Below are 11,738 nucleotides of genomic sequence, written 5' to 3'. Positions count from 1 at the left end.
CTATGTTTTTTCAATCAATTTTCACCTTGGCATAATTGCCAGGGCTTCCTCTAAATAATGTTTTACTTGAAAAGCTTAACTTTATTTAGTTAAAAGAAAAATCTTTGTATATCATTCCATGTAACAACAACCATTAAGATCATCAATAGTACAATACCTACAAAATGCACAAGACCCTCTTTTTGACGATCGATTGGTTTACCTCTTACTGCTTCGAAGCCGAAGAACAATAGACGGCCACCGTCAAGTGCTGGAAGCGGTAATAAATTCATAATTCCAAGGTTAATACTTAACATCGCAGCCCAATTCATTAAATTGATGAATCCATATTGAGCTACCTGCTCTGTCGCTTTATAAATGCCTACTGGACCTGATAACGCATCTATCGTGAATTTACCGGTAATTAACATACCAAGCAATTCAAATATTCGAGCAGTCATAGTATACGTTTCTTGAGCGCCATAAACAACAGCCTTTAACGGATTAAATTCACGTGGGCTCTCATACTTAACCCCTATTTGACCGTATTTTTCGCCATTTTGTTCTACTTCTTTAACCGTCATATTTAGGTTAACTCGCTGACCATCTCGTTCAACCGTAACATTAATATTTTCACCCGGGTGATCTTGTACAATGGCAGCTAAATCTTGCCATTTTTCAACTGCTTGTCCGCCAATGTCAACTACTTTATCACCTGCAAGCATGCCTGCCTGTGCAGCTGGATCATTTTCCACAACTTCTGTTATGATTGGCTCATACGTAGGCACACCATTAATTAATCCAATTAGCAAATAAATAACAAAAGCTAATATAAAGTTAAATAACGGACCAGCAAAGATTGTCATAGCACGTTGACCGACTGTTTTAGCGTTAAATTGACGATCATACGGTGCGATTAACGTTTCTTTACCGTTTTCTACAAGCATACAATCTCTTGCAACATTATAACGAACTAATTTTTCTTCTTCATCATAGCCTTCTACAAACAATTCATTTTCTAAATCGGCACGCTCAACTTCTAAAAATAATAAATCTGGTAGTTGCTTATTATTTTGATTAAAGATTATTTTCTTTACAACATTATCTTCATCTACAATAAGCCCTACTCGGTAACCCGGCTGTAGTTCGGTACCATCCATGTCCTCACCAGCCATACGAACGTAACCACCAATTGGCAATAAACGTATTGTATAGATTGTTTCACCGTGTGTTTTCCCATAAATTTTTGGTCCCATACCGATTGCAAATTCTCGAACCATAATGCCTGCTCGTTTCGCAAACAAGAAGTGACCAAATTCATGAAAGAATACAAGTAGGCCAAATATTAAAATAAATGCAATAGCTGTTTGCATAATACCCCACCTTTAAAAGCGAATAGTTAACGATATCTTCTCTCTTTATTTTACCATGTTTAATACTGTTTTTCTTGTTTCACTGTCTACATGCAAAATCGTTTGCAAATCTGGTACTACTATATTGTTATGTGCTTGCATTACACGCTCAATCGTTTCATCAATTTCAAGGAATGTTATTTTCCCTTGTAAAAATGCCGCAACTGCCGCTTCATTCGCTGCGTTCATCGCTGTTAAAATTGTACCGCCTGTGCGCCCAGCCTCATATGCTAGACGTAATGCTGGATAACGTTCAAAATCCATTTCTTTAAAATGAAGTTGACCAATTTGTGCTAAATTAAGTCGTTGTCCGTTATGCAGTGGCATACGATCTGGATAGCTTAATGCATATTGGATAGGTACACGCATGTCCGGCGTACCTAGCTGTGCAATGACACTAGTATCATGATACTCAACTAGGGAGTGAATAATACTTTCTCTATGCAAAAGTACATCTATTTTATCATAGGGCATATCAAATAAGACATGTGCTTCTATAACTTCTAGTCCTTTATTCATCATTGTAGCTGAATCAATCGTAATTTTTGCACCCATTGACCAATTCGGGTGGTTTAATGCATCTGCAACCGTAACATGCTTCAATTCCTCGCGTGTTTTGTCACGGAAGCTACCACCAGAAGCTGTAATAATTAATCGTTCAATATTTTTTGGATTCTCACCATTCATCGATTGGTAAATCGCTGAGTGCTCACTATCTACTGGCAAAATTGTTGCATTATATTTCTTGGCCTCTGCCATTACTAAATGTCCAGCGGTTACAAGCGTTTCTTTATTGGCAATGGCAATTGTTTTGCCCATGCGAATTGCAGCTAATGTCGATTCTAGTCCAACGCTTCCAAGAACCGCGTTTACAAGCACCGTTGAATCAGGATGTGTAGCAACCTCTACAAGCCCTTTTGCACCAAACGTAAACTGTACTTGTGGATATTCTTTAGCGAGCATAACTGCATCTTCTTCTAATTGAACAGATACAAGCTCTGGCTTTAAAGTTTCAATCATTTCACGCGTTTTTTCGATATTTTTTCCTGAAGAAAACGCTACTAAATGAAAGGCATCGCGTTGTTCTTTTAAAATATCATAGGTTTGCCAACCGATTGAACCAGTTGCACCAAGTAAACTAATTTTTTTCACGACAAATTGTCCCCTTTTTCTATCTCAACAAATGATATAGCACGATTATTTCCTCTCTGTTTAGAGGAAATTGCTATTATTATGGCTCATCATCAGATCGTAGAGTTGATATCGATTCAGACTGGGCGCTTTTTAAAGGCGTCCGATGAGCACCTATTATTTTTAGTTACCAAAAAGATGTAAAAAATGTAGTAAAGGCACGACGAATAGCAGACTATCAAAGCGGTCTAAAATACCGCCATGCCCAGGTAAAATATTTCCTGAATCCTTTACGTCAAAATGTCGCTTTATAGCAGATTCCACTAAATCGCCCATTTGCCCAATAATTGACGCAATGATTGTGATGAAAATAAGTGAGACATAACCATTTGCAAATGGATAAATTGCTTGCATCGCGACAGCAAAGATTACAGCAATAACAATGCCACCTACAAAACCTTCCACAGTTTTCTTCGGTGAAATTTCAGGCCAAAGCTTATTTTTACCTAATTTTCTTCCAACAAAATATGCACCAGAGTCAGTTGTCCAAACTACTAGTAAACAATATACGACAAACTCAAGACCATAGCTTCGTGTTTCAATTAAGTAATGGAAACCTAGTCCGACATAAAACGCACCTAATAAAATAAATGCAACTTCATCGAATGTAATTTTATTTTTCACAAGGACTACGTAAATGAGCAAAAGCATCATTAGACCATACACAACCATTAAATCAGAGGAATAGCCAATTGCTTCTACCACTTTACTTGACCAGTCCTTTGGTATAACAAGTAGTATTAATGTTAGTAGCCCTAAAAAACCAGGCACTGAAAAAAGTGAAATACCTTTCATTTTTAGTATTTCATAAAAGCCGACAACAGCCATTGCAAGCACAAGAATTGTAAATGGCACTTTTCCATAAATAACAAATGGAATAAATAGCGCTGCTGCAATTATTGCTGTGATAATTCGTTGTTTCAAGTTGTTCCTTCTCCCTTCAACCCACCGTAACGGCGATTACGTTTCTGGTAGTTTTCCACCGCTTCCAGTAAGTTTTCCTCGCTAAAATCTGGCCACAATGTATTTGTAAACCAAAATTCTGTATAAGCGAGCTGCCATAACATAAAGTTGCTTAAGCGTACTTCACCGCTTGTTCGAATTAATAAATCTGGCTCTGGCAGATGAGCCGTCATTAAATGAGATGTCAAACATTCTTCTGTTATTTCTTGCATCGTTAATTGACCATCCTGCACCTTTTGAAGCATTGTTCTCATGGCGCTAACCATTTCGGAACGACTTCCATAATTCAGAGCAAAATTTAATATTAATCCTGTATTATGTTTCGTTTCCTCCATCGCCTCATACAACGCTTTTTGCGTATGTGCAGGTAATAAAGATGGATCCCCTATCATTTCAACACGTACATTACGCTCCATCATTTCAGGTAAAAAGGAACCTAAAAATTCTACAGGTAAACGCATTAGAAAATCGACCTCAGGTTTTGGTCGCTTCCAATTTTCTGTAGAGAACGCATATACCGTTAAAACTTTAATACCTAAATCGGATGCAAATCTAGTTACCTTCCGGACTGTCTTCATACCTTCGTGATGCCCAGCAACACGTGGCATGGCACGTTTCTTCGCCCAACGTCCATTTCCGTCCATAATAATCGCTACATGGGCAGGAATCGGCTCGTTTTTAGCAAGGGCAACACGTTCCTCCAATGATTGTGAATCCATATTTATTTGTTTACCTAATAGCTTTTTAAACATGCTAACTCCCCCACTACAACTAATCGGACGTATACTAACCTATCATAACAAACAAAAGCGCATTTTGTCTTTTTTTCCCCTCTAAATTGACTATGTATGAACTATCTTATTTTAGAACTACACACATTTTAGGATGATCACCGAAACGTGGGGTTGATTTCCGTTCCGACTGGGCGCTTTGCCGCTGACGCTTCGCTTTCGCGCAGAGCAGAGCTTCCTGGGGGCGTCCGATGAGCCGCTTCACTCACGTTGCTCGCTCCAGGGTCTCGGGCCAACACGATGTTGGTCACGAAGGCATTATCACAGGATGTGATGGTTTTAGCCTTCGTTCCTCTATCGCTAATCCCCAAGGAGTCGCCCAGTCTCCACTCCAATCAACTTATCCTCATAACATACGTTTTAACAAAATGTCATCCCCAACTTTAGATTGATGATTCCTTTATAAAGAAAGGCTAGAAAACTTTTATCACGCCCACTCAAGTATGATTATTAAGAGGTATTTCCCTTATTTCGTTCATTCCTCAATAATGTTTTTCTCTTCACGTAAAAAACAGTTCTTCTTAATCTTAAAAGAAAGAAAAAATAGATGAAAGGTATTTCCCTAAAACAATTAAAGTTATGTATAACATTTTACTAAACCTTTTACATAATCATTTAAAGTAAAGAGAAAAGACGTCCTGATATGTATAGGACGCCTTCATCTCATCAAAAAGTTCCATCATAGATATGCAAAGCAAATTATGCTTACACTTCTAAAATTTCTTTTTCTTTTTCTTTCGTTACTTGATCTACTTTAACAATGAATTCATCTGTTAATTTTTGAATATCTTCACCGTAGCCACGTAGACCATCTTCTGTGATTTCGCCAGCTTTTTCAAGTTTTTTCAGATCATCATTAGCATCACGACGAACATTACGTACAGCGATTTTTGCATCCTCTGCTTCTTTTTTCACTTGTTTCACAAGATCTTTACGACGCTCTTCTGTTAAAGCCGGGATCATTAAACGAATAACAGATCCATCATTTGTTGGTGTAATACCAATATCTGATTTCATGATTGCTTTTTCGATTTCACCTAAGATTGTTTTATCGTAAGGTGTAATAACTAATAAGCGCGCTTCTGGTACCGAAACACCTCCAAGCTGATTAATCGGTGTTGGTGCACCATAATAATCAACCGTAATGCGATCTAATAGAGAAGCATTTGCACGACCTGCACGGATTGAAGCTAGTTCACGTGAAAAAGCGGCAATTGTTTTGTTCATTTTTTCTTTAGCTTGTTCTAAAACTTGTTTAGCCATTATACATTCCTCCTAACAACTGTTCCAATTTTCTCGCCTTGTACGGCACGTTTAATATTACCTGGTTCCGTAATTGAGAAGACAATTAACGGAATATCGTTATCCATACATAGAGTAGAAGCTGTTGAATCCATTACTTGTAAGCCCTGTTGAATAACGTCTAAGTATGTGAGTGTATCATATTTAACGGCAGTTGCATCTACTTTCGGATCTGCAGAATAAACACCATCTACATTATTTTTCGCCATTAAAATCGCATCTGCGTCGATTTCAGCAGCTCGTAATGCAGCTGTAGTATCCGTAGAGAAGAATGGGTTACCTGTACCTGCTGCAAAAATTACTACACGTTTTTTCTCTAGATGACGAACTGCTTTACGGCGAATATATGGCTCTGCTACTTGTGTCATTACAATTGAAGATTGTACACGTGTTTCAATTCCTAATTTCTCCAGTGCATCTTGTAACGCTAAAGAGTTCATAACCGTTGCTAGCATACCCATATAGTCGGCTGCTGCACGATCCATTCCCATTTCGCTACCGATTTTTCCACGCCATATATTACCGCCACCTACAACAACAGCAACTTCTACATCAAGATCTACTACTTCTTTTACTTCTTCTGCAACAGCCTTGATTATTTTTGGTGATAAACCGAAGCCCGCTTCTCCAGCTAACGCTTCACCACTTAATTTAATAACTACTCGTTTATATTGTGGCACACTCATTGTAAACCTCCGTCAGACTTTATTTAAAAAATCTCTATTCCCTTTTCCATTATAGTATAAATAACAATAATTTCTAGTTATGAATAAGGCAAAATAGAAAATTATGTGGCTCAACACGATAAAGTTGGTTGATTTCCGTTCCGACTAGGCGCTTTCGCGCAGAGCAGAGCTTCCTGGGGGCGTCCGATGAGCCGCTTGGGCCAACAGATGTTTTTTGCGCGAAAGCGTAGTGCTAGCGTAGCGGCAGCAGCATGATGTTGGTCACGAAAGCGTTATCACAGGATGTGATGGTTTTAGCCTCCGTTCCTCTATCGCTGATCCCAAGGAGTCGTCCAGTCGTAACGAAGATCAACTTATATACATAGCATACGGTTTAATAAATGTTATCCGCAACTTTTGGTGACGAGCCAATTTTAACTTTTTTTCGCTAATCTCGGAAAAATAGGGAACACGCTATGTTGTGTTCCCCATTTTTTGTCTAGAAAATCTAGTTATTATTTGATTAGGATCAAATGCAAGCTAAATTAGTTACCTTTAACTTGGCTCATTACTTCTTCAGCGAAGTTGTCTTCACGTTTTTCGATACCTTCACCAACAGCATAACGTACGAAGCCGTTTACTGAACCGCCAGTTGAAGCAACGAAATCACGTACTTTTTGATCTGAGTTTTTAACGAATGTTTGGTCAAGTAAGCAAACATCTTCGAAGTATTTACCAAGACGACCTTCAACCATTTTTGCTACGATGTTTTCTGGTTTACCTTCGTTAAGAGCTTGTTCAGTTAATACTTTACGCTCACGTTCAACTTCTTCAGCAGAAACTTCATCGCGAGAAACGTAAGTAGGGTTAATAGCAGCGATATGCATTGCAACATCTTTTGCAGCAGAAGCATCTGCAGAACCTTCTAAAGTAACTAACACACCGATACGACCGCCCATGTGTAAATAAGAACCGAATGCATCTGCATCAGTTTTTGTTTTCACTTCGTAACGACGAAGAGTGATTTTTTCACCGATTGTTGCAACTGCAGTTGAAATTTGGTCAGCAATTTTCACACCTTCAGCATTTGCAAGCTCTAATGCAGCTTCAACTGTTGCAGGTTTAGCAGCAAGTAATTGCTCAGCTAAAGAAGCAACTAACACTTGGAATTTTTCGTTTTTAGAAACGAAGTCAGTTTCAGCGTTTACTTCAAGGATGATTGCTTCGTTACCTTGTTCTAAGATATAAGTTGTACCTTCTGCAGCGATACGGTCAGCTTTTTTAGCAGCTGAAGAAAGACCTTTTTCACGTAGGAAATCGATTGCAGCATCTAAATCGCCATCAGTTTGTACTAACGCTTTTTTACAATCCATCATTCCAGCGCCAGTTTTTTCGCGTAATTCTTTTACTAATTGTGCAGTAATGTTTGCCATTTAGTGTTTCCTCCTCAAATTGGTTGTACAAATTTTAGTGATAGGTTCTAAAAAAGGTGATAAGGGTCCTGAGCCACTTATCACCTTTTTCTAAACGTGAATTACTCAGCAGCAGCTTCTACAGCTGGAGCTTCTTCTTCACCTTGTTTTGACTCGATTAAAGCGTCAGCCATTTTAGCAGTTAAAAGTTTAACAGCGCGAATAGCATCGTCATTAGCAGGGATTACGTAGTCGATTTCATCTGGATCACAGTTTGTATCAACAATACCTACTAGAGGGATGTTTAATTTAATAGCTTCTGCAACAGCAATGCGTTCTTTACGTGGGTCAACCACGAACATTACGTCTGGAAGAGCGTGCATATCACGGATACCGCCTAAGAATTTGATTAGACGTTCGTGTTCTTTTTTAAGTTGGATTACTTCTTTTTTAGGAAGAACTTCGAAAGTTCCATCTTCTTCCATTTTTTCGATTGCTTTCATACGTGCAACACGTTTTTGAATAGTACCGAAGTTTGTAAGAGTACCACCTAACCAACGTTGGTTGATGTAGTAGTTGCCTGAACGTTCAGCTTCATCTTTGATCGCTTCTTGTGCTTGTTTTTTCGTACCAACGAAAAGAACTTTACCACCGTCTTGACCAACTTGACGCATGAAGTCATAAGCTTCCTCTAATTTTTTAACAGTTTTTTGTAAGTCGATGATGTAGATCCCGTTACGCTCAACGAAGATATATTTCTTCATTTTTGGGTTCCAACGACGAGTTTGGTGACCGAAATGTACACCAGCTTCAAGTAATTGTTTCATAGAAATTACTGACATGTGTATTTCCTCCTAGTATGTTTGGTTTTTATCCTCCGCATTTATCACTTGCAACAAGCTACCCTAAGCTTAGAGCACCACTTACTACATCAAAATGCGTGTGTATTAATAACACCATTTGCAACTATATCATAGCTTTACCCTATTCGCAACTGTTTTAGTTGTGAAATTTCAATAAAAGCTCGATTTCTGTTTTTCCTTTTTGAAGCTGTTTTGCAATTTCTTCTGATGTTTTCCCTTGTTTCGCTAAATTAATAGCTTGTTGTTCCAATGTTAATGGCTTAGCTTCTTCCTTTTCGGTTGCCTCACTTGCTTGTCGGGCCGAATGTACCACCTTAGCTTCAGCTTTAGCTCCAGATTGCTGCTGGCGTGAATACGCATTGGCTACGATATTTTTGGGCACATAAACGCGAGGTTCCTGATCTAGACCAATAGAACCATCTACTGTGCTTCCTTCCTTTGTCAGAGAAGGTTGCTGTTCCTTCTCCTGTTGTCTCACAATCTGTTCTTCCTGTTCCACAGCATTCGTTTGAGTTTCAGACTTTGAAACTCTTTGCAGCTCTTGAATGAGGCGATCATTTTCATCTTTCATCTCAGCTAAATAGACACTGATGGTGTCATCCATTTCACGCATTAAGCGCTCCTGTTTTTTTTCTAAGTCCTTAAATTTTGCTAGCTTCGTATTTAATATAATAAGGAAATAAAATGAAAGTAGCTGTAAAATAAATAGAACCGCAATTAGTATGATTGTCATAGTAAACTCCTATCCACTAAAATCCACGAAATTCCCTTTAAACGGATGCTGCGCTTGCGTTTCTGGCTTCTCGTTATCCTTATTTTTCTTTTTTCGAGTACCTTTTATATACTCGCCACCTGCTTCTTCATCTTCACTTATCCCATCCGCACCCTCTGAAGTATTCACAATTTTTTGCTTGCGTTCTACTTCTTTTTTTAACGCTTCATTTGCATGTGCTTGCTGAGCCAAAGTTTGTTGTTGTGCCTGATCAGCCATTTTTCCTGCTTCAAATGTTTTGGGAATAGCTATTTGTAGTTCGACACCCTTTAAACTCATAAGACCCCTCCTTCAACGATATGTATACAAGGATTATTATGCATTAATCATTTCATTAGTTAATAATTTCCGTAGCTTTAATAGCGCCTTAGAGTGGATTTGTGAAATACGTGATGTAGATAATTCAAGCATTTCTCCAATTTCTGTTAGTGTTAATTCCTCCGTATAAAACAAACTAAGCACTAGCTGCTCCTTATCATTGAGCTTTTGGATATTTTCCGCTAAATCCCCAAGCAGTTCTGACTTAACGACAGCTTGCTCAGGTGTCTTCGTCGTATCATCACGAATAACAAATGACTTTCCATCAGTCTCCTCTTGATCTTGCTGCTCATTAATGGAAAGAACATTTGAGAAGAAATGCTCCTGTACAGTTTGGTAAACGTCCTCAACAGGTAAAGCCATATGTTCCGCAAGTTCCTCAGGTGTTACATGACGCATATATTTTTGTTCTAACTGCTCAATCTGTACATCTAACTTTTTCGCCTTTTCACGTGCTGACCGTGGCAACCAATCTTCTTTACGTAAACCATCAATAATGGCTCCTCTTACTCTAAAAGAAGCATATGTATCAAATTTCAAGTCTCTATTAATATCAAATTTATTCAACGCATCAAACAGACCTACCATACCTAAGCTCATTAAATCGTCTCGCGATACACTCTTTGGTAAGCTCGCTCCAATACGTTGTACATGATAAGATACTAGCGAAATATATTTTTTTATAAGCAAATCACCTGCATCTGGATCACGTTCATTTATCCAGCGGTTCCACAGCTTTTGTTCATCGTTCAGAATTGGTTGTGTCATGTAATCCACCTCTCTAAGAAAAACGCATTTATGCGCCTGTTTGCCACTATCTTATATCAATACAAAAAACATTTGTAACTGACGTTTCACTTTCGTTACGAACACCCTTGTAACTGACGTTTCACTTTCGCTACGTAAACATTTATTGAAAGAAAATACATTATGCCTCGGCATAAACAACAAAGCGTTACTAGTTATTAGACCTTAACATAAAAACCCATCTAATTCTTTCCTATATTATAACAAGAATCGACTATAATTTCATTTGTTTCTCGTACTCTATCACAGATTCTTTACATTTATGTGTCAGTATCTGTTAGTTCGGATATAGTCAAAATCCGTTAAAACACCCTAAGCTATAAAATAAGAATTTGCAAAAGAATTAAGATAACTAAAAAGAGCCGCTACTTGCGACTCCCTTTTTTAAGCATTATTTAATTGTTGATCCGCCTCACGATTCATCATCGTTCGTACAGCCTGAGCAATCTCTTCCGAGTTCTCATCTTGAAACTCCACGGTTGAATTAGCCGTCGGTGCTTCTTGATTTTCTTCCTCTGGATTCTCAGATTCATTTTCTTCATGCTCACCTTCAACGAGTTCTTCATCGTCCTCAGGTGTGAATAAAACGTAAGCAATTAAAAATCTGACAATATACATGACGAAAAACATAATTATTCCCGCCACAAATGACCCTACGATAATACGTAATGGTGTATAGGGTTTTAGAAATGTACTAAAAAAATATATAGAAAAGGCAATTAACGCACCCCATAGGTTATAAAAAATAGAACCGAACATTATATTTCGCTCACTCCTTGGTTAACCGTTCGAATATGTAATGTCGACGTCGCAGGATTAAATTCAATTGTTCTACCACTGTTGCCGCCTGTGTCTTCGGCAACTAAACGAATTCCATGACGCTTCAGCTCATGCTTTACAGCTTCTACATTACGTGGGCCGATGCGCATGGAGTCTTTATCTGAAGTGAATTGAAACATTTGCGCACCACCCGCAATTTTTGCCTTTAGCTTGAATTTTTGAACGCCTTCTAACTTTAATAAGTCAATCATTGCCGCAATGCCTGTGTCAGCAAATTTAGCCACATTTATTGACTCTTGTCTACCTAAACTCGAATCTGGCAACATCACATGTATTAAACCAGCAATTTTTTTTGATTCGTCATATAAAATGACTCCTACACAAGACCCAAGACCTGATGTTCTTATCGTATTTGGTAACTTTACTACATCCATTTGTGCAATTCCAACTTTTATAACTTGGCCATCACTACTGTTTAGCATC

Annotated in this window: 13 protein-coding genes; all 13 read right to left on the bottom strand. The window is 38.2% G+C overall.

The window, feature by feature from the left end; all coding sequences use genetic code 11:
- Window positions 1–89: 89 nt before the first annotated feature.
- The 13 genes from rseP to ACQKN4_RS04860 all read right to left on the bottom strand — a co-directional run bounded on the left by rseP (window position 90) and on the right by ACQKN4_RS04860 (window position 11,737).
- Complete coding sequence (rseP, locus tag ACQKN4_RS04920; protein ID WP_079560493.1) at window positions 90–1,352, bottom strand: RIP metalloprotease RseP; 1,263 nt, start codon at window positions 1,350–1,352, stop codon at window positions 90–92.
- A 45-nt stretch (window positions 1,353–1,397) separates the two neighbouring features.
- Complete coding sequence (dxr, locus tag ACQKN4_RS04915) at window positions 1,398–2,543, bottom strand: 1-deoxy-D-xylulose-5-phosphate reductoisomerase (RefSeq protein ID WP_079560492.1); 1,146 nt, start codon at window positions 2,541–2,543, stop codon at window positions 1,398–1,400.
- 162 nt (window positions 2,544–2,705) lie between these two features.
- Window positions 2,706–3,506: a phosphatidate cytidylyltransferase gene (locus ACQKN4_RS04910; RefSeq protein ID WP_079560491.1), complete on the bottom strand. Its 801-nt coding sequence runs from the start codon at window positions 3,504–3,506 to the stop codon at window positions 2,706–2,708.
- Window positions 3,503–4,297, bottom strand: coding sequence for an isoprenyl transferase (locus ACQKN4_RS04905; RefSeq protein WP_079560490.1), 795 nt, complete (start codon window positions 4,295–4,297; stop codon window positions 3,503–3,505). The genes ACQKN4_RS04910 and ACQKN4_RS04905 overlap by 4 nt, the downstream gene beginning before the upstream one ends.
- Window positions 4,298–5,041: 744 nt before the next feature.
- Complete coding sequence (gene frr / locus ACQKN4_RS04900; RefSeq protein ID WP_079560488.1) at window positions 5,042–5,599, bottom strand: ribosome recycling factor; 558 nt, start codon at window positions 5,597–5,599, stop codon at window positions 5,042–5,044.
- A complete protein-coding gene (gene pyrH, locus ACQKN4_RS04895; protein WP_079560487.1) occupies window positions 5,599–6,324 on the bottom strand; it encodes a UMP kinase in 726 nt (241 codons plus the stop codon). The genes frr and pyrH overlap by 1 nt, the downstream gene beginning before the upstream one ends.
- Window positions 6,325–6,848: 524 nt before the next feature.
- Entirely contained in the window at window positions 6,849–7,736 is an 888-nt protein-coding gene (gene tsf, locus ACQKN4_RS04890) for a translation elongation factor Ts (protein ID WP_079560486.1), read from the bottom strand.
- Window positions 7,737–7,837: 101 nt separating this feature from the next.
- On the bottom strand, window positions 7,838–8,557 hold the full coding sequence (gene rpsB / locus ACQKN4_RS04885; protein ID WP_049668466.1) for a 30S ribosomal protein S2: 720 nt from the start codon (window positions 8,555–8,557) through the stop codon (window positions 7,838–7,840).
- Window positions 8,558–8,714: 157 nt separating this feature from the next.
- A complete protein-coding gene (locus tag ACQKN4_RS04880; protein WP_427482586.1) occupies window positions 8,715–9,311 on the bottom strand; it encodes a DUF6115 domain-containing protein in 597 nt (198 codons plus the stop codon).
- 9 nt (window positions 9,312–9,320) lie between these two features.
- Window positions 9,321–9,629 carry an RNA polymerase subunit sigma gene (locus ACQKN4_RS04875; RefSeq protein ID WP_427482584.1) on the bottom strand — a complete coding sequence of 103 codons (309 nt, stop codon included), beginning with the start codon at window positions 9,627–9,629 and terminating at the stop codon, window positions 9,321–9,323.
- A 36-nt stretch (window positions 9,630–9,665) separates the two neighbouring features.
- Entirely contained in the window at window positions 9,666–10,436 is a 771-nt protein-coding gene (locus ACQKN4_RS04870; RefSeq protein WP_079560483.1) for a FliA/WhiG family RNA polymerase sigma factor, read from the bottom strand.
- 423 nt (window positions 10,437–10,859) lie between these two features.
- Complete coding sequence (locus tag ACQKN4_RS04865) at window positions 10,860–11,234, bottom strand: hypothetical protein (protein ID WP_079560482.1); 375 nt, start codon at window positions 11,232–11,234, stop codon at window positions 10,860–10,862.
- Entirely contained in the window at window positions 11,234–11,737 is a 504-nt protein-coding gene (locus ACQKN4_RS04860) for a chemotaxis protein CheD (RefSeq protein WP_079560865.1), read from the bottom strand. The genes ACQKN4_RS04865 and ACQKN4_RS04860 overlap by 1 nt, the downstream gene beginning before the upstream one ends.
- Window position 11,738: the final 1 nt, after the last annotated feature.

Origin of the sequence: Lysinibacillus sp. NPDC093692 (assembly GCF_050280125.1) — a bacterium.
Lineage (GTDB): Bacteria > Bacillota > Bacilli > Bacillales_A > Planococcaceae > Lysinibacillus.
Note: the sequence above shows the minus strand (reverse complement) of the source record. Positions and strands in the feature narration are given on the sequence as shown.

Coding starts and splice junctions, on each gene's coding strand:
- rseP (WP_079560493.1), bottom strand. CDS start 1,352: ATGCAAACAGCTATTGCATTTATTTTAATATTTGGCCTACTTGTATTC.
- ACQKN4_RS04905 (WP_079560490.1), bottom strand. CDS start 4,297: ATGTTTAAAAAGCTATTAGGTAAACAAATAAATATGGATTCACAATCA.
- frr (WP_079560488.1), bottom strand. CDS start 5,599: ATGGCTAAACAAGTTTTAGAACAAGCTAAAGAAAAAATGAACAAAACA.
- pyrH (WP_079560487.1), bottom strand. CDS start 6,324: ATGAGTGTGCCACAATATAAACGAGTAGTTATTAAATTAAGTGGTGAA.
- tsf (WP_079560486.1), bottom strand. CDS start 7,736: ATGGCAAACATTACTGCACAATTAGTAAAAGAATTACGCGAAAAAACT.
- rpsB (WP_049668466.1), bottom strand. CDS start 8,557: ATGTCAGTAATTTCTATGAAACAATTACTTGAAGCTGGTGTACATTTC.
- ACQKN4_RS04880 (WP_427482586.1), bottom strand. CDS start 9,311: ATGACAATCATACTAATTGCGGTTCTATTTATTTTACAGCTACTTTCA.
- ACQKN4_RS04875 (WP_427482584.1), bottom strand. CDS start 9,629: ATGAGTTTAAAGGGTGTCGAACTACAAATAGCTATTCCCAAAACATTT.
- ACQKN4_RS04870 (WP_079560483.1), bottom strand. CDS start 10,436: ATGACACAACCAATTCTGAACGATGAACAAAAGCTGTGGAACCGCTGG.
- ACQKN4_RS04865 (WP_079560482.1), bottom strand. CDS start 11,234: ATGTTCGGTTCTATTTTTTATAACCTATGGGGTGCGTTAATTGCCTTT.
- ACQKN4_RS04860 (WP_079560865.1), bottom strand. CDS start 11,737: ATGCTAAACAGTAGTGATGGCCAAGTTATAAAAGTTGGAATTGCACAA.